This window comes from Ferrovibrio sp. (assembly GCF_046297595.1).
Taxonomy (GTDB): Bacteria; Pseudomonadota; Alphaproteobacteria; order Ferrovibrionales; family Ferrovibrionaceae; genus Ferrovibrio.
On sequence record NZ_JBKBHT010000005.1, the window covers coordinates 50,323 to 73,372 of the forward strand.

General features: G+C 64.9%; 26 protein-coding genes. 20 read left to right on the top strand and 6 right to left on the bottom strand.

Translation table 11 applies throughout. The features are described 5' to 3' along the window. Positions 1 to 9 precede the first annotated feature (9 nt). The 10 genes from ACK4FJ_RS14095 (at position 10) to ACK4FJ_RS14140 (ending at position 9,795) form a co-directional block, all read left to right on the top strand. Positions 10 to 1,629: an ABC transporter substrate-binding protein gene (locus ACK4FJ_RS14095; RefSeq protein WP_409767348.1), complete on the top strand. Its 1,620-nt coding sequence runs from the start codon at positions 10 to 12 to the stop codon at positions 1,627 to 1,629. A gap of 67 nt (positions 1,630 to 1,696) precedes the next feature. Then, the gene (locus ACK4FJ_RS14100) at positions 1,697 to 2,683 is read left to right on the top strand and encodes an ABC transporter permease (RefSeq protein WP_409767349.1); all 987 of its coding nucleotides are present in this window, start codon (positions 1,697 to 1,699) and stop codon (positions 2,681 to 2,683) included. Beyond that, positions 2,680 to 3,615 (top strand): ABC transporter permease, encoded by a 936-nt coding sequence (locus tag ACK4FJ_RS14105; RefSeq protein WP_409767350.1) that lies wholly within the window; start codon positions 2,680 to 2,682, stop codon positions 3,613 to 3,615. Before ACK4FJ_RS14100 ends, ACK4FJ_RS14105 begins: the two co-directional genes overlap by 4 nt. Before the next feature lie 10 nt (positions 3,616 to 3,625). Then, the gene (locus tag ACK4FJ_RS14110) at positions 3,626 to 4,606 is read left to right on the top strand and encodes an ABC transporter ATP-binding protein (protein WP_409767351.1); all 981 of its coding nucleotides are present in this window, start codon (positions 3,626 to 3,628) and stop codon (positions 4,604 to 4,606) included. Then, the gene (locus ACK4FJ_RS14115) at positions 4,599 to 5,633 is read left to right on the top strand and encodes an ABC transporter ATP-binding protein (protein ID WP_409767352.1); all 1,035 of its coding nucleotides are present in this window, start codon (positions 4,599 to 4,601) and stop codon (positions 5,631 to 5,633) included. Before ACK4FJ_RS14110 ends, ACK4FJ_RS14115 begins: the two co-directional genes overlap by 8 nt. Positions 5,634 to 5,825: 192 nt before the next feature. Next, a complete protein-coding gene (locus ACK4FJ_RS14120) occupies positions 5,826 to 6,662 on the top strand; it encodes a universal stress protein (protein ID WP_409767353.1) in 837 nt (278 codons plus the stop codon). Between the two features lie 120 nt (positions 6,663 to 6,782). Then, a complete protein-coding gene (locus ACK4FJ_RS14125) occupies positions 6,783 to 7,619 on the top strand; it encodes a universal stress protein (RefSeq protein WP_409767354.1) in 837 nt (278 codons plus the stop codon). A gap of 6 nt (positions 7,620 to 7,625) precedes the next feature. Then, positions 7,626 to 8,459: a universal stress protein gene (locus ACK4FJ_RS14130; protein ID WP_409767355.1), complete on the top strand. Its 834-nt coding sequence runs from the start codon at positions 7,626 to 7,628 to the stop codon at positions 8,457 to 8,459. A gap of 72 nt (positions 8,460 to 8,531) precedes the next feature. After that, positions 8,532 to 9,074: an isochorismatase family protein gene (locus tag ACK4FJ_RS14135; RefSeq protein WP_409767356.1), complete on the top strand. Its 543-nt coding sequence runs from the start codon at positions 8,532 to 8,534 to the stop codon at positions 9,072 to 9,074. A gap of 22 nt (positions 9,075 to 9,096) precedes the next feature. Further along, positions 9,097 to 9,795 carry an alpha/beta fold hydrolase gene (locus ACK4FJ_RS14140; protein ID WP_409767357.1) on the top strand — a complete coding sequence of 233 codons (699 nt, stop codon included), beginning with the start codon at positions 9,097 to 9,099 and terminating at the stop codon, positions 9,793 to 9,795. 9 nt (positions 9,796 to 9,804) lie between these two features. Here the strand turns inward: ACK4FJ_RS14140 and ACK4FJ_RS14145 are convergent, their stop codons facing one another. Further along, the gene (locus tag ACK4FJ_RS14145) at positions 9,805 to 11,001 is read right to left on the bottom strand and encodes a GGDEF domain-containing protein (RefSeq protein ID WP_409767358.1); all 1,197 of its coding nucleotides are present in this window, start codon (positions 10,999 to 11,001) and stop codon (positions 9,805 to 9,807) included. A gap of 6 nt (positions 11,002 to 11,007) precedes the next feature. Beyond that, entirely contained in the window at positions 11,008 to 12,975 is a 1,968-nt protein-coding gene (gene parE, locus ACK4FJ_RS14150) for a DNA topoisomerase IV subunit B (RefSeq protein WP_409767359.1), read from the bottom strand. Positions 12,976 to 13,076: 101 nt separating this feature from the next. Between parE and ACK4FJ_RS14155 the strand changes: the two genes are divergently transcribed. The 5 genes from ACK4FJ_RS14155 (at position 13,077) to ACK4FJ_RS14175 (ending at position 15,632) form a co-directional block, all read left to right on the top strand. Further along, entirely contained in the window at positions 13,077 to 13,466 is a 390-nt protein-coding gene (locus tag ACK4FJ_RS14155; RefSeq protein ID WP_409767360.1) for an acyl-CoA thioesterase, read from the top strand. After that, positions 13,463 to 13,924 carry a hypothetical protein gene (locus ACK4FJ_RS14160; protein WP_409767361.1) on the top strand — a complete coding sequence of 154 codons (462 nt, stop codon included), beginning with the start codon at positions 13,463 to 13,465 and terminating at the stop codon, positions 13,922 to 13,924. The genes ACK4FJ_RS14155 and ACK4FJ_RS14160 overlap by 4 nt, the downstream gene beginning before the upstream one ends. 95 nt (positions 13,925 to 14,019) lie before the next feature. Next, complete coding sequence (locus tag ACK4FJ_RS14165; protein WP_409767362.1) at positions 14,020 to 14,400, top strand: DUF6455 family protein; 381 nt, start codon at positions 14,020 to 14,022, stop codon at positions 14,398 to 14,400. 372 nt (positions 14,401 to 14,772) lie between these two features. After that, entirely contained in the window at positions 14,773 to 15,147 is a 375-nt protein-coding gene (locus ACK4FJ_RS14170) for an ArsR/SmtB family transcription factor (protein ID WP_409767363.1), read from the top strand. Positions 15,148 to 15,158: 11 nt separating this feature from the next. Further along, positions 15,159 to 15,632, top strand: coding sequence for an SRPBCC family protein (locus ACK4FJ_RS14175; RefSeq protein ID WP_409767364.1), 474 nt, complete (start codon positions 15,159 to 15,161; stop codon positions 15,630 to 15,632). A gap of 73 nt (positions 15,633 to 15,705) precedes the next feature. Here ACK4FJ_RS14175 and ACK4FJ_RS14180 read toward each other — a convergent pair whose 3' ends face one another. Beyond that, on the bottom strand, positions 15,706 to 15,990 hold the full coding sequence (locus ACK4FJ_RS14180; protein ID WP_409767365.1) for a GIY-YIG nuclease family protein: 285 nt from the start codon (positions 15,988 to 15,990) through the stop codon (positions 15,706 to 15,708). Between the two features lie 129 nt (positions 15,991 to 16,119). Here ACK4FJ_RS14180 and ACK4FJ_RS14185 point away from each other — a divergent pair, with 129 nt between their 5' ends. The 3 genes from ACK4FJ_RS14185 to ACK4FJ_RS14195 all read left to right on the top strand — a co-directional run bounded on the left by ACK4FJ_RS14185 (position 16,120) and on the right by ACK4FJ_RS14195 (position 19,513). Further along, entirely contained in the window at positions 16,120 to 16,650 is a 531-nt protein-coding gene (locus ACK4FJ_RS14185) for a hypothetical protein (RefSeq protein WP_409767366.1), read from the top strand. A 334-nt stretch (positions 16,651 to 16,984) separates the two neighbouring features. After that, the gene (locus ACK4FJ_RS14190; protein WP_409767367.1) at positions 16,985 to 18,829 is read left to right on the top strand and encodes a DEAD/DEAH box helicase; all 1,845 of its coding nucleotides are present in this window, start codon (positions 16,985 to 16,987) and stop codon (positions 18,827 to 18,829) included. Positions 18,830 to 18,871: 42 nt separating this feature from the next. Beyond that, complete coding sequence (locus tag ACK4FJ_RS14195; RefSeq protein WP_409767368.1) at positions 18,872 to 19,513, top strand: trimeric intracellular cation channel family protein; 642 nt, start codon at positions 18,872 to 18,874, stop codon at positions 19,511 to 19,513. Here ACK4FJ_RS14195 and ACK4FJ_RS14200 read toward each other — a convergent pair. Further along, entirely contained in the window at positions 19,501 to 20,307 is an 807-nt protein-coding gene (locus tag ACK4FJ_RS14200) for an aldolase (RefSeq protein ID WP_409767369.1), read from the bottom strand. The genes ACK4FJ_RS14195 and ACK4FJ_RS14200 overlap by 13 nt on opposite strands. Before the next feature lie 151 nt (positions 20,308 to 20,458). On the opposite strand from ACK4FJ_RS14200, the gene ACK4FJ_RS14205 reads away from it, so the two are divergent. Beyond that, positions 20,459 to 20,887 carry a DJ-1/PfpI family protein gene (locus tag ACK4FJ_RS14205; protein ID WP_409767370.1) on the top strand — a complete coding sequence of 143 codons (429 nt, stop codon included), beginning with the start codon at positions 20,459 to 20,461 and terminating at the stop codon, positions 20,885 to 20,887. Then, complete coding sequence (locus tag ACK4FJ_RS14210) at positions 20,830 to 21,144, top strand: hypothetical protein (RefSeq protein WP_409767371.1); 315 nt, start codon at positions 20,830 to 20,832, stop codon at positions 21,142 to 21,144. Before ACK4FJ_RS14205 ends, ACK4FJ_RS14210 begins: the two co-directional genes overlap by 58 nt. Before the next feature lie 15 nt (positions 21,145 to 21,159). Here the strand turns inward: ACK4FJ_RS14210 and ACK4FJ_RS14215 are convergent, their stop codons facing one another. Together ACK4FJ_RS14215 and ACK4FJ_RS14220 are read right to left on the bottom strand one after the other, a co-directional pair. Continuing rightward, positions 21,160 to 21,471 (bottom strand): ferritin, encoded by a 312-nt coding sequence (locus tag ACK4FJ_RS14215; RefSeq protein WP_409767373.1) that lies wholly within the window; start codon positions 21,469 to 21,471, stop codon positions 21,160 to 21,162. A gap of 83 nt (positions 21,472 to 21,554) precedes the next feature. Beyond that, positions 21,555 to 23,042 carry a TrkH family potassium uptake protein gene (locus ACK4FJ_RS14220; protein WP_409767374.1) on the bottom strand — a complete coding sequence of 496 codons (1,488 nt, stop codon included), beginning with the start codon at positions 23,040 to 23,042 and terminating at the stop codon, positions 21,555 to 21,557. Positions 23,043 to 23,050 lie beyond the last annotated feature (8 nt).

The window sequence follows — 23,050 nt, forward strand, 5'->3', positions numbered from 1 at the left end:
AAGGGGACGATGCAACGAGGCAAGTTCTTCAAGGCAACTCTGATTGCCGCAGTGGCTACCGTGGCGCTGCTTGGCGCGCAGCCGGGTTCGGCCAAGACGTTCAAATGGGGCAATGACGGCGACGTCAGCTCGATGGATCCGTACGCCCGCAACGAGACCTTCCTGTTGACCTTCATGGCCAACATCTACGAGCCCGTGGTCCGGCGCGATCGCAACCTGAAGCTTGAGCCGGCGCTGGCGGTCAAGTGGAGCAACCCGAGCCCGACCCTGTGGCGTTTCGAACTGCGCCAGGGCGTGAAGTTCACCGGCGGCGAGGCCTTCTCGGCCGACGACGTGGTGTTCTCCTACAATCGCGCGATGGGCAAGGGTTCCAACCTGGGCGGCAACTTCACTTCGGTGAAGGAAGTCCGCAAGGTCAGCGACTTCGTCGTCGAGATCGACACCAAGTATCCGGATCCGCTGCTGGCCGACAAACTGGCGCTGATCGGCATCATGTCCAAGGCCTGGGCCGAGAAGAACAACGCCCAGTTCGCCGCCGACATGACGAAGAACGAAGAGAACTTCGCCACCCGCAACTCGAACGGCACCGGCCCCTTCGTGGTCAAGGTGCGCGAGCCGGACGTGCGTACGGTTCTCGAGCCGAACAAGGGCTGGTGGGACAAGCCGGAGCATAACCTGACCGAGGTTATCTTCCAGCGCGTCGCCAACGATGCCACCCGCGTCGCGGCCCTGCTGTCGGGTGAGATCGACATGATCTACACTGTGCCGCCGCAGGACGTTGAGCGCATCCGCAAGACGGCCGGTCGCCGCATCATCGAGGGTCCGGAAACCCGCATCGTGTTCCTTGGCTTCAACCAGCAGGTCGACGAGCTGCCGGAGTCGAACATCAAGGGCAAGAACCCGTTCAAGGACAAGCGGGTGCGCGAAGCCTTCTATCGCGCCATCGACGTCGAGGCGATCAAGCGCACCGTCATGCGCGGCCAGTCGCGTCCCAGCGCCCTGATGGTGGGCCAGGGCCTGAACGGCTACGACAAGGACCTCGACGTGCGTCCGAAGTTCGATCCGGAGCTGTCGAAGAAGCTGCTGGCCGAAGCCGGTTATCCGAACGGCTTCGAGGTTGGCATGGACTGCCCGAACGACCGCTACGTCAACGACGAAGCGATCTGCCAGGCGTCGGTCGCCATGCTGGCCAAGGTCGGCATCAAGGTGAACCTGCTGGCCCAGACCCGTTCGAAGTACTTTGCGAAGATCCTGCGCACTGCGTCGGATATCGAGAAGTCGCCGAATACCAGCTTCTACATGCTGGGCTGGTCGCCGGCCGCGACTTACGACGTGCATAACGTCTTCGAGTCGCTGATCCAGAGCCCGAGCGCCCAGACCAAGAAGGGCCTGTTCAATGCCGGCGGCTATTCGAACGCCAAGTTCGACGAGCTGTCCAACAAGGTTGAGCAGGAAACCGACGTCGCCAAGCGCAATGCGATGATCAAGGAAGCCACCAAGATCTATCTGGACGACTATGCCTACATCCCGCTGCATCAGCAGTTCGTGGTGTGGGCGTCGAAGGATAACATCGAACTGGTGCAGCCGGCGGACAACTACTTCCCGCTGCGCTTCGTCAAGGTCAAGTAAGACTGTCCTCTCATAACGGGCGGCCCGGGCTTTGTGCCTGGGCCGCATCCGTTAGGGATTGCCCCCAATGATTGCTTTTATTGTTCGCCGCCTCGTACAGGCCGCGCTGGTGATGCTGGCGGTCGCCTTCATCGCCTTTGCGATGTTCAATTTCGTTGGTGATCCGGTCATCAACATGGTCGGCCAGGATACCCCGGTCGACGAGATCCTCGAGCTCCGCAAAACCCTGGGCGTGGACGATCCGATGCCGGTGCGCTTCGGCCGTTTCGTCGTCAATGCGGTGCAGGGCAAGTTCGGGCTGAGCTACCGCACGACCGAGCCCGTCGCCCGCATGATCACCGACCGCCTGCCCGCGACGCTGGAGCTGAGCTTTGTCGCCATCATCATCGCGCTTGCGGTCGGCATACCGATGGGGGTCTTTTCCGGCCTCTATCCGCAGCACTGGCTCAGCCGCGGCATGATGACCGTTTCCCTGGTCGGCATCTCGCTGCCGACCTTCCTGATCGGCATCCTGCTGATTCTGATCTTTGCCGTCATGCTTGGCTGGTTGCCCAGTTTCGGCCGTGGCGATGTGGTCAAGCTCGGCTTCTGGAGCACGGGATTCCTCACCGTCTCGGGCTGGAAGGCCGTCATCCTGCCGGCCATCACGCTTGGTCTGTTCCAGATGACATTGATCATGCGCCTGGTGCGCTCCGAGATGCTGGAGGTGCTGCGCACCGACTATATCAAGTTCGCCCGCGCCCGCGGCCTGACCAATCGCGCCGTGCATTTCGGCCATGCCCTGAAGAACACGCTGGTGCCGGTGATCACCATAACCGGCCTGCAACTCGGCTCGATCATCGCTTTTGCGATCATCACCGAGACGGTGTTCTCGTGGCCCGGTGTCGGCCTGTTGTTCCTGCAATCGGTGCAGGCCGTCGACATTCCCGTGATGTCGGCCTATCTGGTCATGATCGGCCTGCTGTTCGTGCTGATCAACCTGGCCGTCGACATCCTGTATTTCGTGGTTGACCCGCGGCTGCGCAGCCAGGGCGCCAAGGCAGGTGCGAAATGATGCTGCCCACCGCACGCGTCATCGAATTCTGGCGCAGCGCTGCTGACAGCGACATCTACTGGAGTTTCAAGCGCTCCAAGCTGATCATGCTGTCGGCGCTTATTGTGGTCGTCTTCTTCATCGGTGCCTTCGGGGCCGGTTTCCTGGCGCCGCATAACCCCTTCGACCTGGCGTCGCTGGAGCTCTCTGATGCCTTCAAGCCGCCATTCTGGGAAGAGGGCGGCGATCCGAAATTTATCCTCGGTACCGACGATCAGGGCCGCGACCTGCTGTCCACCATTATGTACGGATCACGCATCTCGCTGGTGGTCGGCTTCCTGTCGGTCATCTTCGCCATGGTGCTGGGCATCGGCCTCGGGCTGGTGGCCGGTTATATGGGCGGCGGCATCGATGCCTTCATCATGCGCGTCGCCGATGTTCAGCTCTCTTTCCCGGCCATCCTGATCGCCCTGCTGGTCGATGGCGTCACCCGCGGCATCCTGGGCGAAGCGCGGCATTCCGACTTCGCCGAGGCCGTGCTGGTGGTCGCCATCGGTCTGAGTTACTGGGTGCAGTACGCCCGCACGGTGCGCGGCTCGGTGCTGGTGGAAAAGAACAAGGAATACGTGCAGGCCGCCCGCGTGATCGGCCTGCCCGGGCCGCTGATCGCGATCCGCCATGTGCTGCCCAACGTGCTGGGTCCGGTGCTGGTGATCGCCACCATCAACCTGGCGCTGGCCATCATTACGGAAGCGACGCTCAGCTTCCTGGGCGTGGGCCTGCCGCCGACCGAACCGTCGCTCGGCACGCTGATCCGTATCGGCAACGATTTCCTGTTCTCCGGCGAATGGTGGATTACCATCTTCCCCGGCATCGCCCTGGCGGCCCTGGTGCTGGCAGTCAACCTGCTGGGTGACTGGCTGCGCGATGCCCTGAATCCCAAGCTGCGGTGAGGACCGCGCCATGACCAGCTCCAAGCTTCTTGAAGTCCGTAACCTCCGCGTCGAGTTCCCCACCCGGCGCGGTACACTTGTCGCCGTCGACGACGTCTCGCTCGACATCGCCGCCGGCGAAGTGCTGGGTGTGGTGGGCGAGTCCGGCGCCGGCAAGTCGATGACCGGCGCGGCCATTATCGGCCTGCTGGAACCGCCCGGCCGCATCGCCGCCGGCGAAATCCGCCTGGAAGGGCGGCGCATCGACAACCTGCCGTATTCGGAGATGCGCAAGATCCGCGGCCGGCAGATCGGCGCCATCTTCCAGGACCCGCTCACCAGCCTGAATCCGCTTTACAAGGTGGGCGACCAACTGGTCGAGACGATCCTCACCCATCTGCCGCTCAGCCAGGCCCAGGCGCGGGACCGCGCGGTGAAGCTGCTGGAGGATGTCGGCATTCCCTCGGCTGCCGAGCGCATCACGCATTATCCGCACCAGTTCTCGGGCGGCATGCGCCAGCGTGTGGTGATCGCGCTGGCCCTGGCCGCCGAACCGAAGCTGATCATCGCCGACGAGCCGACCACAGCGCTGGACGTCTCGATCCAGGCGCAGATCATCCAGCTGCTCAAGCGCCTGTGCCGCGAGCATGGCACCGCCGTGATGCTGGTGACGCATGACATGGGCGTGATCGCCGAAACCGCCGACCGCGTCGCCGTCATGTATGCCGGCCGCATCGCCGAGATCGGTCCGGTGCAGGACGTGATCCAGCGGCCGCATCATCCCTATACCGTGGGCCTGATGGGCGCGATCCCCGCCATGGGACACAAGGTCGAGCGCCTGACCCAGATCGATGGTTCGATGCCGCGCCTCAATGCCATCCCGAAGGGCTGCGCTTTCAACCCGCGCTGCCCCAAGGCCTTCGACAAATGCTACATCGATCGCCCCGAGCCGATGCCCGCCGGCAACAGCCAGGCGGCCTGCTGGCTGGTGAAGGAGCCGGTCCATGTCTGAGAAGAAGACCATGCCGATGCTGTCGGCGAAGAATCTGCGCAAGATATTCGATGTCTCTGCGCCCTGGCTCAACCGCCTGCTGGAAGGCAAGGGCAAGAGCCTGGTGCGCGCCGTCGATGGCGTCAGCTTCGATATCAACAAGGGCGAGACGTTCAGCCTGGTGGGCGAGTCCGGCTGCGGCAAATCCACGGTGGCGCGCCTGATCGTCGGTCTGTACGAAGCCAATGGCGGTTCGATCAATTTCGAAGGTGTCGAACTGGCCACGGCGGCGGATCGTGCGCGCCATCCCGATATCCAGGGCCGCATGCAGATGATCTTCCAGGATCCTTATGCATCGCTGAACCCGCGCTGGCGCGTGGGCGACATCATTGCCGAGCCCATCCGCTTCCGCGGCCTGCTCAAGGACAAGGCCAGCGTGGACAAGCGCGTGGGTGAATTGCTCAGCCAGGTCGGCCTGTCGCCGGTCGATGCCCGCAAGTATCCGCATGAATTCTCCGGCGGCCAGCGACAGCGCATCTCGATTGCGCGCGCCCTGGCCGGCGAGCCGGAATTCCTGGTCTGCGACGAGCCGACCTCGGCACTCGACGTTTCGGTACAGGCCCAGATCCTGAACCTGATGAAGGATCTGCAACGCAAGTTGGGTCTGACCTACCTGTTCATCAGCCACAACCTGGCCGTTGTGTATCACGTCTCCGACAAGGTCGGTGTGATGTATCTTGGCCGTCTGGTCGAATGGGCCGACACGCAGACGCTGTTCAGCCGGCCGCAGCATCCCTATACCCGCATGCTGCTGGATGCCATTCCAGATCTCGACATGACCGGTCGTGCCCGCACGCCGGTGGCGGGCGAGGTGCCCAGCCCGCTCAATCCGCCGCCGGGTTGCAGTTTCCACCCGCGCTGCCCGCTGGCCAATGAGCGCTGCAAGCGCGAAGTCCCGCAGAGCATAACAGTCGAGGGCGGCGCTGTTGCCTGTCATGCGGTGGAAGAGGGGCGTCTGCCGCCCTGGAAGGCCCAGGCCGCGGCCTGATCTGCCCCATTTACCGATAGCCCGGATGCGCCCGCGCTTGTAACGACGCGGTCGCATGCCTACACTTGTTATGTGGACCGTGAGTATCGATCCGCAGTGATGTCGTCAGCGGCGCAAGCCGCCACCACCTTCCGATAACAGGCCCGCCGCCGGGGGACACAGCGGCAGGGCCCAGAACAAGGAGGCCGGGCGATGAGTTACCGCGATATCGTCGTTCATCTTACGTTGGACCCGCGCAATGCTGCGCGCATCCAGCTTGCCATCGGCATGGCGCGCCGCTTCGGTGCCCGGGTCAGCGGGCTTTACACCGTGCCTCCGCCCAACGTGCCTTATTACATGGGCGAGTACATCCCCACCGAACTGATCCAGAAGCAGATGGACGAGGCGCAGAAAGCCTCCGTCTCGGCCCATACCGAATTCATGTCGACCTGCGCGAGTGCCGGTATCGAGCATCGCTGGCTCAGCAGCGAACTAGCACCGGTGGAGGCCCTGCGGCTCACCGTGCGCGCCAGCGACATCGCCATCGTCGGTCAGCCCGATCCGAGTCCGGCCGATCCCTCCTCGATACCGTATGGCACCGACGTACTGCCGCATGAATTGGCCCTGCAGGCCGGGCGGCCGGTCCTGGCGGTGCCGCATGGCGGCCCGGTAGCCGAGATCGGCCGCCGCATCCTGGTGGCATGGAACGGCAAGCGTGAGGCCACGCGGGCGCTGCATGATGCCATGCCGCTACTGCGCAGCGCCGAAACCGTGCATCTCATCACGGTCGGCCCCGAGCGCAAGGGGCGCACCCTGCTGGCCGAGATCACCGAGCATCTGCAGCGTCACGGCCTGCGCCTGGAAACCGCAATTGTCGATCCCGCCGGCCAGAAGGTCGGCACGGCCCTGATGGCCGAGGCGCAGGCCCGCCAGGCCGACCTGGTGGTGATGGGCGCCTTTGGTCATTCGCGCCTGCGCGAGATGGTTTTCGGCGGTGTGACGGAAACCATCCTGTCCGGTATGTCGTTGCCCGTATTGCTCAGCAACTGAGACCCACCGTCAACGGATAATCCGGTTGATGCAGGTCAATGCCTCGCACGCATTGCGGGTTAGGCTGCTGGCATGACCGGGGCGAAACCCGGCGCATGATGACAACCGGAAGAGGGCACCATGGCCATTCGCGACATTCTCGTTCATCTTTCTGAAGACCCGCGCAATGGCGCCAAGATCGATGTGGCCCTGCAGGTTGCCCAGCGCGACGGCGCGCATGTCACGGCGCTTTACACGCTGCCGCCGCCGCAGCACCTCTTTTATATGGGCGAGTACGTTCCGCCTGAATTCTATCAGCGCCAGATCGACGAGGCCCGCGCCGCCGCCAAGAAGGCGAAGGCTGAATTCGAGGCGGCCGCCGCCAAGCAGGGTGTTGGCGCGGAGTGGGTGGAAAGCGAACGCCTGCCGGTGGATGCGATCGAGACCTATGGCCGCGCCTTCGATCTGCTGGTGCTCGGCCAGCCCGACCCGGATCCGGAAAACCCGGTGCTTGTGCCTTCGGGCATGGATGTGCTGCCGCATGACATCTCGCTGCGCGCCGGTCGCCCGATCCTTGCGGTGCCGTATGCGGGCAGTTATCCCAGGATCGGCCGCCGCGTGATGGTCGCCTGGAATGGCAGCCGCGAAGCAACTCGCGCCGTGCACGATGCCCTGCCGTTCTTGACCAAGGCCGAGCATGTCACTGTTTATGGCATCAATGCCGACCGCAGCCGCGGCACGCCCGGTGCCGAACTCGCCCGCCATCTCGCCCGCCATGGCGTGAAGGTGGATGTCGCCAACACGGTGGTCGAGGATATGGAAGCGGGCGAAGCGCTGCTGTCGGCCTTGACCGATCGCAGCATCGACCTGCTGGTGATGGGCGCTTATGGTCATTCCCGTCTGCGCGAGGTGGTGTTCGGCGGTGTCACCGAAACCATCCTGTCGTCGATGACGGTTCCGGTCCTGCTCAGCAACTGATCACCCATGTCGGCTACCGCCTATCGCGATATCGCCATCCATATCGGCATGAATGCCGGTGGCGAACTGCCGGCGCAACTGGCCTATGCGGCTGCAATGGCCGCCGGCTGCGGCGCGCATCTGACCGGCTTGTTCAACCGGCCGCCGCTGCCGCTGGTGCGGCATTACGTCCCGCCTGAGGTGATCGAGCGTCACAAGGCCGAATGCGACGCCGCGGCGCTGAAGGCCCGGCAGCAGCTTGAAGCGGCGGCGCGAGCCCAGGGCGTGGGTGCCGACTGGTGCGACATGCCGGGGTCGGCGCTGGAGATGGTGTCGACCCAGGCGCGCGCCAGCGACCTGCTGCTGCTCTCCGGCGTGATGCCCGGCCAGAAGGCTGCCCGTGAATACGACCGCGAGACCCTGGCCGATGAAGTCGTGCTCGCCCTGGGCCGGCCGGTGCTTCTGTTGCCCGGCAATCCGAAGCCCGGCTTGCCGGCGGCGATCCTGATCGGCTGGAATGGCAGCCGCGAGGCTAGCCGCGCGGTGCATGATGCCATGCCCCTGCTGCAGCAGGCGGCGAAAGTCACCATCCTGTGCCTCGATCCCGGGCGCAAGCAGGGCCTGCCGGGCGCGGAACTGGCACGTCATCTGGCGCGGCAGGGCGTGACGACGGATCTTCTGATCCGTGATGGCCACGACCGCGACGCAGGAAAAATGCTGCAGCAGACCGCTTGGGACACCAAGGCCGACATGATCGTCATGGGCGCCTATGGCCATGGCAGGCTGCGCGAGACGATACTGGGTGGCGCCACCGCACATATGCTGGCCAAGGCCGACCTGCCGGTTTTCTTCAGCCACTAGCGGGAAGCGGCGGCTGGGCATTTGCCGTCGGGACGACAGCGCCCTACATTGGGCGGACCGATGGATTCCGCCATGTTGCTTGCCGCGTCTGAAACCCAGCTCCTCGTGATCGACATCCAGGCCCGGCTGCTGCCGGTGATGCGGGATGGTGCGCGCGTGGTGCGCCAGGCCGGCATCCTGCTCCAGGCGGCGCGGCGGCTCGCCATTCCGGCCCTGATCACCGAGCAGTATCCCCAGGGGTTGGGGCCGACCGTGCCTGAAGTGATGGCCGAGGCCGGCGATGCGCCGGTGATGGCCAAGATGCATTTCTCGGCCGCCAGCGATCCCGCCATCCGCGGCCGCATCGAAGCGGCCGGCCGGTCGCAGGTCGTGATCGCCGGCATCGAGGCGCATGTCTGCGTATTGCAGACGGCACTCACGTTAAGGGAAGCGGGTCACAGGGTCGCCGTCGTGGTCGATGCCGTGTCGTCGCGTCATGCCGATAGCGTCTCGGTGGCCTTGCAGCGCCTGCAGGCAGCGGGCGTGGACCTCGTCACCACCGAGATGTGCCTATTCGAATGGCTGGGCAGCGCGACCCATCCCGATTTCAAGAGCCTGTCCAGCCTGATCAAGTAATCCGACAAGAAAGGATGCCGCCATGCGCCAGCCGCTGGTGCTGATTCCCGGCCTGTTGCTCACCGATGATTTCTGGCGCGAACAGGTCGCTCGCCTGTCCGATGTCGCGCAGTGCATCGTGCCATCCTGCCACTACGACATGGACAATTTCAGCGACATGGCGCGTGCCATCCTGGCCGAGGCACCCGAGACCTTCGCCCTCTGCGGCCTCTCGATGGGTGGTTACGTCGCACAAGAGATCATGCGGCAGGCGCCGGGCCGCGTCACGCGCATCACGCTGATGGATACCTCGGCCCGCGCCGACACGCCGGAACAGACCGAGCGCCGCCGCGCCCTGATCAAGCTGGGCCAGATCGGCCGCTTCCGCGGGGTGACGCCGCAATTGCTGCCGGTACTGCTGCATCCCGACAACCTGTCGGACAAGGCGATGACCGACCGGTTGATGGCGATGGCCGAGCAGATCGGCCGCGATGGCTTCATCCGGCAGCAGACCGCCATCATCGCCCGGCCCGATGGCCGCGAGGACCTGAAGGCATACACATTGCCGGCGCTGGTACTATGCGGCCGGCAGGACGCACTCACGCCGCTGGAACTGCATGAGGAAATGGCGGCGCTGATTCCCGGGGCGAAGCTGAAGGTGATTGAGCATTGCGGCCATCTGCCGCCGATGGAAAAGCCCGACGAGACGGCGGCGGCTTTGCGCGACTGGCTGGCCGCCTGAACGGCGGCGTCAGATCGGATCGAGGCTGGCTTCGCTCAGCCGGGCGACCGACACCCGGTTGCGGCCTCCGGTCTTGGCCTGGTCGAGCGCCGTTTCGGCGCGCTGCATCAGGCTGTTCCAGTCATCGCCATGCAGGCCAAGCGTCGCAATGCCGAAACTGGCGGTGATCGGGGGCGCGGTGGTCTCAGCGCCGGGATGCATGGCAGCGATCTGCTGCCGCAGACGTTCGGCTAGCTGTTGCGCACCGGCCAGCCGCGTGCTGGGCAGCAGGATGCACAGGGTGGTGCCGTCGATGCGCGCCAGGTAATCCTCGCGGCGCATGTTGGTGTTGATGATGCCGGCGATCTGCTGCAGCACGGCATCGCCAAAGCCGTTGCCTTTCTGGCGGCTGAGGGCTTCGAAATGATCGATGTCGAGAGCGATCGCCGACAGCCCGTAGCCATGGCGGCGCGCCCGTGAAACTTCCTTGGTGCCGATCTCGTTGAGTAGCCCGCGATTGACCAGACCGGTGGCCTGGTCGGTGCGTACGGTGGTCTGCAGCCGCTGCAGCAGTCGCTGGCTCACCATCAGGGCGCAGGCGATGGTCGCGAGCAGGGCAGCCAGGGCCGGGATCAGGTACACCCCTTGGCCCAGAGGGCCGGCCCGCAGGCCATCCTGCTGCAGCTGGCCGGTCATCGCGCTGAACAGACGCATGATGTACAACGCCGACAGCACGCCGAACAGCAGGCCGACAAAGGCCTGGGTCTGCATCAGCGCGGTTTCAACGCGATAGAACATGGTCCAGGCGATGGCAGCACAGATCGCGGCGATCACGACGGCCGCGATGGCGGAACGAACGACGACATCCGGGTTGGCGAAGACGAACCAGGAGAACAGCCCGAGGAATGTGGCCAGCAACAGGGCCGCGCTGCGCCAGGGCAGACGCTGTCCCTTGAACTGGCAGCTGCCGAACCAGAACAGGATATAGCCGATCACGAACAGCGTGTTGCCGGACAGAGCGACGATGGGCTCATAACCCGGCTTGCGCAGCACCAGGATGGCAAGGCCCACGCCGAAGGTGATGTTGGCCAATGCCCATGTCGAAGGTCCCGCCTCGCGCGGATGCACCACGCTGACGCCGACCATGATCACCGTGTTGATGACGGTTATGGCGATGGTCGCCAGGGCGATGATGGGCAGGTTCTCGACCCCAATCACCTCAGGCATACTTGCTCACACGTCGATGTCGGTGGCGAAGGCCGCGCGTTCCTGGATGAACTGGAACCGCAGCTCTGGCTTGCGGCCCATCAGGCGCTCCACAAGGTCGTCGGCTTCCTTGGCCTCGTCCACCGGCACCTGCACGCGCAGCAGGGTACGGTTTTTCGGGTTCATGGTGGTTTCCTTCAGCTGCGCGGGCGGCATCTCGCCCAGGCCCTTGAAGCGGCTGATTTCCACCTTGCGGCTGCCGAAATGCTGTTTGATCAGCTTGTCCTTGTCGTCGTCGTCCATGGCGTAAAAGGTCTTGCCGCCGGCTGAGAGGCGGTACAGCGGCGGCTGCGCCAGGTAGAGATGGCCGTGCTCGATCAGCTTGGGCATCTCGCGGAAAAAGAAGGTCATCAGCAGAGATGCGATATGCGCGCCATCGACATCGGCATCGGTCATGATGATGACCTTGTCGTAGCGCAGCTCTTCCTCGCGGTATTTGCCGCCGGTGCCGCAGCCCAGTGCCTGGATCAGGTCGGCCAGTTCCTGGTTGGCGGCCAGCTTGCCCGAACCGGCCGATGCAACGTTGAGAATCTTACCGCGCAGCGGCAGCACGGCCTGGCGGCGGCGGTCGCGCGCCTGCTTGGCCGAACCGCCCGCCGAGTCACCCTCGACGATGAAGATTTCCGAACCGTTGGCGGCTTCGTCGGCGCAGTCGGCCAGCTTGCCGGGCAGGCGCAGCTTGCGCGTGGCCGACTTGCGGTTGACTTCCTTTTCGGCGCGGCGGCGCAGGCGGTCCTCGGCCCGTTCGATCAGGCGCGCGAGCAGGGCATTGGCATGCTGCGGTGCGCCGGCCAGCCAGTGGTCGAAATGGTCCTTCACGGCCGCCTCGACCAGCTTCTGCGCCTCCACCGTCACCAGCTTGTCCTTGGTCTGGCCCTGGAATTGCGGGTCCTTGATGAAGACCGAGAGCATCGCCGTGCCGGCGGTGAGGATGTCGTCGGCGGTGATCTGCGCCGCCTTCTTGTTGTTGGCGAGCTCGGCGTAATCCTTGATGCCACGCATCAGGGCGCTGCGGAAGCCGGCCTCGTGCGTGCCGCCCTCGGGCGTGGTCACGGTGTTGCAGTAGGATTGCAGCCAGCCTTCGTCGATATCGCTGGGCCAGTGGATCGCCCATTCCACCTTGCCGCGTTCGCCCGCCAGTTCGGCGCGGCCGGCAAACGGCGTCGGCGTCACGGTCTGCTGGCCTTCGAGCTGCTCGTTCAGATAGTCCTGAAGCCCGCCGGGGAAATGCAGCACCGCCTCGGCCGGCGTCTCGTCGCCTTCCTTCAGCAGTTCGGGCGCGCAGGCCCAGTGAATCTTCACACCCGGATACAGATAGGCCTTCGAGCGCGCCATCTTGAAGATGCGCGCGGCGCGGAAATGCGCGCCCTTGCCGAAGATCTGCTCGTCGGGATGGAAGATCACGGTGGTGCCGCGCCGGTTCGGCGCGCTGCCCACCTTCACCAGCTTGCCCTGCGGCGTGCCGCGCGAATACTCCTGCCGCCACAGCTCGCGGTCGCGCGCCACTTCCACGGTCAGGCGGTCGGACAGCGCGTTCACCACCGAGATACCCACGCCATGCAGGCCGCCGGCGGTGGAATAGACCTTGGACGAGAACTTGCCGCCGGAATGCAGCGTGGTGAGGATGACCTCCAGTGCCGACTTGTCCTTGAACTTGGGATGCCGGTCGATCGGGATGCCGCGGCCGTTATCGGCCACCTTCAGGCTGCCATCGGCCTGGAGCGTCACTTCGATGCGGTCGGCATGGCCGGCCACGGCCTCGTCCATCGAATTGTCGAGCACTTCGGCGAACAGGTGGTGCAGGGCGCGCTCGTCGGTGCCGCCGATATACATGCCGGGCCGGCGCCGCACCGGCTCCAGGCCCTCCAGAACTTCGATGTCCTTGGCGGTGTAATCGCTGCCGCCCTTGCTTCCCTGCTGGAACAAGTCGTTCATACTATTCACGGATTTCGATTAAGGGGTGACTCGGATTTGCGCCGCAGTATAGTGGGGCCCGTGCCGGCGGCACAACCAACATATGGTAGGAATATAGGACCATGACCCAGACCTCGACGCGCGGCGAACCGGTGATTCGCTCGGCCCCGATGCCGGCCGACATGAACGGCAACGGCGACATCTTCGGCGGCTGGGTGTTGAGCCAGATGGACATCGCCGGCGGCATCGTGGCGGCCCGCCGCGCCCAGGGCCGGGTGGTGACCGTGGCGGTGGATGCCATGACCTTCCACCAGCCGATCAAGGTGGGCGACGTGGTCTCGATCTACGGCAGCGTGGTGCGGGTCGGCCGCAGCTCGATGGCGGTGAAGCTGGAGACCATCGTGGCGCGGCGGCTGGACCCCACCGAGATCAAGGTAACCGAGGGCGTCTATACCTACGTCGCCATCGACGAGAACGGCCGGCCGCGCCCGGTTCCCAAAGAGGGTGCATGAGCAACGGCCCGCGCCATTACGCCGCCGACGAGATCGTCGCGCCGGAACTGATCGCGTTGCAGGCGCTGTACGATGATTTGCGCGGGCAGCAGCCGATGCTGGCCTATGACGCGCTGCCGCCGGTGGAAGCCCTGCCGGGCGTCGCCGACCTCGCGCTGGCGGAGGCGCTGGCCGACGGGCGCTATCGTTATCTGGCCATGGGCAACGGCTATCGCCATGTGGCGGGCGAGGCGCTGAAAACCGGCGCCGATGGCACGGTGATCGAAACCCGCCCGGTGGTGCGCCAGCATTTCGACCTGGCGGTGACCGAGCGCCGGCCGGTGCATGTGAGCGTGACGCGCTGGGACGGGCCGAAAATCCTGCAATACGACCGGCTGATCCTGCCTTTGCTGGATGGCCGCGGCGAGATCGCCCACCTGCTGGCGGGCGAGGTGTTCCTGCGCTACGCCAAGGGCTGAGGCGTTCGTCCCGATAGTTTGATCTGGAACAAAGCCGCTTTACCGGGCGGGTCTAGGCTGGTGCGCAGGGATGCAGCAGCAGCGGGAGGAGACCCATGCAGGCGCAGCACACATATCAGAAACCCGGCCTCGGCTGCTGGCTGAAGGCCGTGTGGAACAAACTGGCCGAGGAGCAGGAATGGCGCGGCCTGGCCAGCGAGGACCGCCACCGCATCGCCCAGGACATGGCGTTGAGCGACGGCGACCTGGCGGCCCTGGTGCGCAATGGCGGCGGCAGCGCCGAGCTGGAGGAATTGCTGGCCCGGCGGGCGGCGGCGGGCAAAGCCCGGCTGGCGCCGGAACTGCTGCGCGACATGCAGCATAACTGCGCCTTCTGCGCCGAGCGGCCGGAATGCCGCGACTGGCTGGCAACGAATGAGTCGGCCGGCGCGCCGGCCTTCTGTCCGAACCGCGAGGTCCTGGCGCCGCAAGGTTAGTCGCCGGCACAGCCGGAAGTAGAGAGGGCGGGCGGCCGACAGGCCGGGCAGTGTCAGGGCAGGGCGGCGAGGCCGCTATGCCTTTGGTCGGCCGTGGACTTTTCCTGGCCGGGCGCGGCCAAAGCGCGGCCGAGAGCGGCAGGCCGTCGCCAGCGGCCTGCCAATAATCGCCAATAATCGACAATGATTGCCAACTTTGGCCAATCGTCGCCAATTCCGTCCGGGCTTGTGCCGGGAGCGCACCCGTGCGGCGGGTGGTGGACGACACGGATTCACGATGCGCAACAGCAGCAAATGAGAACATAGAGTGAATATTCCCGGGGACAAGATCGCGGCTTGACATTAAACCAAAAGGTTGAATATTTAACCGCCATGCAGACCGCGACCCCGATACCCCAGATTACGCCGCCCCAGATCACAGCTTTGGATCACACCCTGCTGGCGCTGGCCGACCCGACCCGGCGGGCCATCCTGCAGCGCCTGTGTGACCAGGGCGGCGAGGCCCGCGTCACCGACCTGGCGCTGCCCTTCGCCATGTCGCTCAACGCGGTGTCGAAGCATATCCGCCTGCTGGAACGCGCCGACCTGGTGCGCCGGCGCAGGCAGGGGCGGGAACATCTGCTGAGTTTCAATCCGTCGCCGCTGACCCAGGCGGAACGCTGGATCGCCGAGCGCAAGGCGATGTGGGAACGCCGCCTCGATGCGCTGGGCGATTTCCTCAATGCGACCAAACCCGATCAGGAGTGAAACAGAGAACCATGAGCCAGACCGCGATGAGCAAGCCGCGTTCCGCCCTGCACAACACCTTCACCATCACCCGCGTCTACGACGCGCCGCCGTCGCGCGTGTTCGCCGCCTTCGCCGATCCGAAGGCCAAGGCGAAATGGTTTTCGCCGCCGCCGGACTGGGTGGATGTGAAACAGAGCGTCGAGTTCCGCGTCGGCGGCCGCGAGCATAGCAGCGCCCGCGACAGCAGCGGCGTGACGCATGTCTTCGATTCGATCTATTACGACATCGTGCCGGATGCACGTATCGTCTATGCCTATGACATGCATCTGGGTGAGAAACGCATCTCGGTGTCGCTCACCACCATCGACCTGCAGCCAGAGGCGGGCGGGAAGACCAGGCTCACCTTTACCGAACAGGGCGTCTATCTCGACGGCTACGACGATGCGAAGGCGCGCGAAGAGGGCACGGCGTGGCTGCTCGGGAAACTGGGGGAGACGCTGTAAGGCCGTAACCTCACCATCGCACCACCGTCATGCCACGGCTTGGCCGTGGCATCCACGAGTTGGCTTTTTCCACCTAAAGCGTCTCATACAGATCATTCCAGTCCGGATTGAGCGTATGGATCAGCCGCACCTTCCAGGCACGCGGCCAGCGTTTCAGCGTCTTCTCGCGGCGGATCGCATCGGTGATGCTGGCATGCTCTTCGGCATAGACCAGCCGTTTAAGACCGTATGTCTTGCTGAAATCTTCGACCAGTCCCTCGCGATGCTCATGGGCGCGACGGCGGATATCGGCCGTGACGCCCACATAGATCGTGCCGTTGGGTTTGTTGGAAACGATATAGACCCAGCCACCGGACATGCGGCAGGATTGCGTGAGGCAAAGCGGCGGGCAAGGGGAAAGTTGTGGCTGTTCAGGCGATTCCACCGCCCCCAACATCGTCATGCTCGGGCTCGGCCCGAGCATCCACGAGTTATTTTGGAGGAAGCAATGGCTTCACACACCACACTAACTGGTTCGGCTGGGCAACATCTTGTAATGGCGGAATTACTTCGACGGGGCTATATCGCAGCTCTTGCTCCTGAAGGCGTGCCGATGACGGATATTTTGGTAACAGATCTAAAAGGCAGTAGGCTTTGCTCTATACAGGTCAAAACCCGCCGCGATAAAGGTTCGGATGGTGGTTGGCACATGAGTGCTAAACACGAAGAAACATCAGATGACAAATTTTTCTATTGTTTTGTTGATTTGGGTAAAGAGGGACTGGGAATTCCAAAATATTGGATAGTTCGAAGCGATGTAGTCGCGAGAACGCTTAAAGCCACCCATAAGGCTTGGCTCCAAAAGGAAGGAAAGAAAGGACAAAAACATAAAGACGGTCCAATGAGGAGATTCCAGCCGGACTACAAAGACAAATACCCAACAAATAAAAACCCATATCCGTTGGGTTGGCTTGATGAACATAGGGATGCTTGGGAGACGTTAAAATTAGACGTAGCCCCGACAATGAACGAAAGCTAATGCATGCTCGGGCCAAGCCCGAGCATGACAGTAAAAAAGCGAGCAAAAAAATACTCGTGGATGCCACGCCCACGGCGTGGCATGACGATTGGGGGATGGGCGGTCGAGCTGTGGCATGACGGTGCGGCGGGAGCGGTACCGATAGCAGCGGAGCTCGCCTAACCCCCTGAACCGCCTGTTCCTCCCGCCCTCCGCTTGACGCCGCTCTCATCTCCCCCTATACCCCGCCGCAGCAGGGCCGGCGGATGATGGTCGCCATTCCCTGATCGGCCCTGACTATGCTGGGTGGGCCGTTGCGATATCGCCGCCCTCGTATCCCGGAAGACTGGATTTCATGACCGATTCCCAAAACGCCGCTTTTGCCGGCGTCGTGCCGCCTTTGGCGCAGGCCCTCACCGCGCGCGGCTATAGCGCGCTCACCCCCGTGCAGTTGGCCGTGCTGGGGCCCAATCTCACCGAGGCCGATCTGCTGGTGTCGGCCCAGACCGGTTCGGGCAAGACGGTGGCCTTCGGTTTGGCCATCGCGCCCACCTTGCTGCAGGGTTCCGACGGTTTCGAGCCCTTTCGGCCGGGTGGCTGGGCGCCGCCGCTGGCGCTGATCATCGCGCCCACGCGCGAACTGGCCCTGCAGGTCTGCCGCGAACTTGAGTGGCTCTATGCGCCCACCAATGCCCGCGTGGTGTCCTGCGTCGGCGGCATGGACATGCGCACCGAGCGCCAGGCGCTGAATGCCGGCGCCCATATCGTGGTCGGTACGCCGGGCCGCCTGCGCGACCATATCGAGCGCGGCGCGCTGGATATCGGCGCGCTCCGCGCCGTGGTGCTGGACGAAGCCGACGAGATGCTGGACCTCGGTTTCCGCGAGGACCTGGAATTCATCCTCGATGCCGCGCCGCCCGAGCGCCGCACCCTGCTGTTTTCCGCCACCGTGCCCAAACCCATCGCCATGCTGGCCAAACGCTTCCAGCGCGAGGCGGTGCGCATTTCCACGGCGCAGGAAAAATCCCAGCATGTGGATATCGAATACCGCGTGCTGGCCGTGGCGCCGAACGAGCGCGAGAATGCCATCATCAACGTGCTGCGGTTTTTCGACGCCAAGAGCACCATGGTGTTCTGCGGCACCCGCATGGCGGTGACGCATCTGGCCGCGCGGCTGGGCAATCGCGGCTTTGCCGTGGTGGCCCTGTCGGGCGAGCTGTCGCAGACCGAGCGAACCCATGCCCTGCAGGCGATGCGCGACGGCCGGGCGCGGGTCTGCGTGGCGACCGACGTGGCGGCGCGCGGCATCGACCTGCCGGGGCTGGATCTGGTCGTGCATGCCGATCCGCCGGTGAATGCCGAGACTTTGCTGCATCGTTCGGGCCGCACCGGGCGGGCCGGCAACAAGGGCATCTGCGTGGTGCTGGCGCCGCATAACCGCAAGCGCGGGGTGCAGCGCCTGCTGCAGGAGGCCAAGATCGTGGCACAATGGGGCACGCCGCCGCGCGCAACTGACATCATCGCCGCCGACCGCACGCGCATGCTCAACGATGCCAGCCTGCTGGCCGATGTCACCGACGAGGAACGCAGTTTCGCCACCGAACTGCTGGCACAACATGGCGCCGAGAAAGTGGCGGCGGCTTACCTGCGCCTGCAGCAGGCCAGCCGCCCGGCGCCGGAGGAACTGCTGGACATCGCGCCGGAGCCGGAATTCCAGCCCAGGCCGCGCCGCGAATACGGCAGCGGGGAGAGCCGGGGCGGCGTGTGGTTCAGCATCTCGGCCGGGCACAAGCAGAATGCCGAGCCGCGCTGGCTGCTGCCGCTGATCTGCCGGGTCGGGCACATCACGCGCCGCGATGTCGGCGCGATCAAGATCTTCCACACCGAAAGCCAGTTCGAGATTTCGGCTGAAGCTGCCGAACGCTTCGCCGCGCAGATCGAGCGCGAGGGCACCGGCGAGAAGCAGATCACCATCACGCGGCTGCCCAACGGGCCCACCGAACAGGCCGCCGAGGCGCGCCCGCGCGAGGATGCCAGGCCCTATAAGAAGACGCCTTACAAGCCGGGGCAGTACAAGGGCGGCGAGGGGAAATTTGGCGGGGGCAAGCCGGGCGCAGGCGGCGCAGACGGCAATCACAAGCCCTTTAAGCCAAAGTTCGCCGGCAAGCCGAAATTCAAAAAGCGCGACCACAAGGCGTAAATTGCCGCTGACTTGGGCGGGCGGCCATGGCATGACTAAGCCATGCTGCTCACCCTGTTCGACTATCTCGGCACCTTCGTCTTCGCGCTCTCGGGCGCCACGGCCGGCGTACGCCGCCGGCTGGATGTGTTCGGCGTGCTGGTGCTGGCCTTCGCTGCCGCTTCGGCCGGCGGCATCCTGCGCGATGTGCTGATCGGCGCCCTGCCGCCAGCGGCTTTGCGCGACTGGCCCTATCTGGCGATTGCCGTGGTCGCCGGGCTGATCGTGTTTTTCTTCCATGCCCAGGTCGAGCGGCTGAAACATCCGGTGCAGATTTTCGATGCGGCCGGCCTGGCGCTGTTCGCCGTGCTGGGCGCGCAGAAGGCGCTGGTCTACGGGCTCAACCCGCTGGCCGCCGCCTTGCTCGGCACGCTCAGCGGCATCGGCGGCGGCATGGCGCGCGACATCCTGCTGGCGGAAATCCCCACCGTGCTGCGCGCCGAGGTCTATGCCGTGGCGGCCTTGGCCGGCGCCGCGATGGTGGTGGCGATGGATGCCGCCGGGCTGGACCTGCATGCCGGCGTGATCGCCGGCGGCGTGCTGTGCTTCGTGATCCGCATCGCCGCGTTACGCCGTGGCTGGCGGCTCGCGGTCGCCAGTCTCGCTGGGGCGGAGCCGAAGGACGACGAGGCTCAGAAGCGGTAATCCGGCTGCTCGCGGTCGAGCTGGCGTTTGGCCGAGTCCAGATGCAGGCGCGCGGATTCGCGGTCGCCCTCGCGCATCTGGGCATAGGTCGCCTCGGCGATCTCCTTCGGCACCGGCACCACCTTGCGGCCCGTCGCCATGGCGATGCACTGCACCTGGCAGGCGCGCTCCAGGTAGTACAGATCGTCCCAGGCCTCGGCGATGGTCGGCGCCAGCACCATCACGCCGTGATGGCGCATGAAGATGATATCGGCGCTGCCGACGCTGGCGGCGATGCGGTCGCCCTCGGCATGGTCCAGCGCCAGACCGTTATAGTCGCCATCCACCTTGGTGCGGCCGTAGAATTTCAGCGCGGTCTGGCCGGCGAACACCAAAGGATCGCCTTCGGTCATGCACAGCGCCGTGGCATAGGGCATGTGGGTATGGAAGGCGACGCGGGCACGCGGCACGCGCAGGTGCATGCGGGCATGGATGAAAAACGCCGTCGCCTCGGGCTGGCCTTGGCCGGCGATCACGTTGCCATGGAAATCGCAGACCAGCAGGCTGGAGGCGCTGACCTCCGAAAAGGCCTGGCCATAGGGATTGACCAGGAACAGGTCGTCATGGCCCGGCAGCACGGCGGAGAAATGGTTGCAGATGCCCTCATGCATGCCGTGTTTCGCCGCCATGCGGAAACAGGCGGCGAGGTCGACGCGCGCCTGCCTGATCTCAGGCGTGTTGAGATCGGGACGGTTATGGCCGGTCTGCACGGCAGGGCGGAAATCGAGGGGGCGAGGATCGAGGGCATGGGCCATGGGGCGGCTCCGCAGATAATGGTCGGATAGACTCTGGCACAGCCGCTGTGTGTACGAAAGCGATGGAAATGCATGGCGACAATTCCGCTGTTGCCGCCATGGCCGGCCTGCGGCAGGGTTGGCAGGGTGATCATCGGATGAGGCCGGAAGAATGTCGCTACAGATCGGTTTCCTGCTGTTTCCCAACCTGACGCAGCTCGACCTGACCGGGCCGTGGGAGGTGTTTTCCAAGCTGCCCGGCGCCACCAACCACCTGCTGGCACCTACGCTGGACCCGGTGCGCAGCTCCAGCGCCGGCCTCACCATTCTGCCCACCATGCGCTATGCCGATTGTCCGCAGCTGGACGTGGTCTGCGTGCCGGGCGGGCCGGGCCATCTGCAGGCCATGGAAGACGCCGCCACGCTGGATTTCCTGAAAGCCCAGGCACCGAACTGCCGCTTCGTCACGGCGGTGTGCACGGGCGCGCTGGTGTTGGCGGCGGCGGGGCTGCTGCGCGGCTATCGCGCGCCACCACGCACTGGATGTCGCTGCAGCGCCTGGCGGCTTTCGGCGCCACGCCGGTGTCGGAGCGCGTGGTGATCGACCGCAACCGCGTCACCGGCGGCGGCGTCACGGCGGGTATCGATTTCGGCCTGGCGCTGGTGGCGATGCTGGCGGGCGAGACGCTGGCGCGCGAAATCCAGCTGCAGATCGAATACGAGCCGCAGCCGCCTTACGGCGGTTCGCCGGCCACGGCCGATCCCGCCATTGTGGCCAGCCTGCGCGGCCGGCTGGGTGCCTATGCGACGGCGATGGCGGAAACCGATGCGCGGGCGGCGGCGCGGCTGAACGGCTGATCGGGGTCTGCCGGCTCAGTTTTTTCCGGTGGCCTGCTCCTCGCGGGCGGTGATATCGCTGTCGGTGAACAGATACTCGCCAAGCTGCTCGGCGAAATCGGCGTCGTTGCGGCGCAGCCATTCCAGCACCATGGCGGCATGCTCGATCTCCTCGCGCATGTTGTGCAGCAGGATTTTCTTCAGCGCGGCATCCTCGCAATCGTCGGCGCGCTGGCGATACCAGTCGGCGGCTTCAAGTTCTTCCATCAGCGAGACGATGGCGTGATGCATGGCAAGGGTTTTTGCGCTCAACCGGTCGCGCGGCGCATGCAGGGTTTCACTGGACATATTATCTATTCCTCGGGATGCGGGTTTCCCGCCATAAACGACCCGAGGCGGCGGCCGGTTCCGCCTGATGGCCGGCAGAAGGCCTAGTGCCGCCAGAAGGAGCGGCTGAAGGGGATCAGCAGGATCAGGATTTCCAGGCGGCCGGCCAGCATGCCGAACGACATCAGCCATTTCACCTCCGTCGGCACGTTCTGGAAGGTGCAGCAGGGGCCGGAATTGGGGCCCAGGCCGGGGCCGTTATTGCCGATGGCGGTGGCGGCGGCGCCGAGGCTTTCGCGGAAATCGAGGCCGAAGAAACCGATGGCCAGCGTGAGGCCGATCAGCAGCAGCAGATAGATGAAGATATAGGTGGCAACGCCGGCGCGCACCGCGTCGGGGATGTTTTCACCGTTGAAGGTGACGCGGAAGGTGCCGTGCGGAAACATCTGGCGGTGCATCTGCGCACGCAGCATCTTCAGCATGGCGAAGATGCGGAACACCTTGATGCCGCCCACGGTGGACCCGGTGCAGCCGCCGATCAGCATAAGCAGCAGGGCGACCACCTCGGCGAAGCCGCCCCAGGCGGAGAAATCGTGGCTGGTGAATCCGGTGGTGGTGATGGTGGAAACGGTGACGAAGACGGCCTGGCGCAACGCGGTCCAGAACGGCGCGTCCTGCTCGATCATGCGCCACAGCACCAGCAGCAGGACGGCGCCGGCGATGATGCCGAGGAACAGGCGCACCTGGTCGTCGCGGAACAGCCGGTCGGGCCGGCCATAGGCGGCGACGATGTATAGACCGAAGGGCATCGCACCAAGCGTCATGAAGAGCGCGGCAAGCCATTCGATCGTCGGGCTGTCGAAATAGCCGATGCTGGAATCATGGCTGGAATAGCCACCGGTGGCCAGGGCTGTCATGGCGTGGCCGATGGCATCGAAGCCGCTCATGCCGGCAAACCAGAAGCACAGCGCGCAGATCGCGGTGAGCACGGCATAGATGATGGCGATCTGGCTCACCACCTCGGTGATGCGCGGCACGAATTTGGTGGAATTCGGCGAGAGGTCGAGGCTGAAGAGCTGCAGGCCGCCGATGCGCAGGAAGGGCAGGGCCAGCACGGCAATGGTGACCATGCCGAAGCCGCCGATCCACTGGATCAGAAACCGCCACAGCAGCAGGCCGCGCGGCAGGTCGTCGAGCCCGGCGATCACGGTGGAGCCGGTGGTGGTGAGGCCCGAGACCGATTCGAATACCGCGTCGGCCAGCGGCAGCTGCAGTTCCGACAGCATGAAGGGCAGGGCGGCGACCAGGCTGACCGTGACCCAGGTCGCCGGCAGCAGCAGCAGGGTTTCCTTCAGGTTGATCTGCTGGGCGCGGTTATAGGTGGCGATCACGATGCCGGCGCCGACAAACAGCGTGCCGGCGGCGCAGGTGAGGAACACCGCGTAATCCTCATGGCCGTCGGCCAGGTCGAGCAGCAGCGGCGCCAGCATGGCGATACCGATGCAGCAACTCACCGCGCCGACGAAGAACAGGATCGGCGCCAGCCGCACGGCGGTATCGTCGCGACGGGAAGAAAGGGCGGGGCTGCTCATGAGCGCGG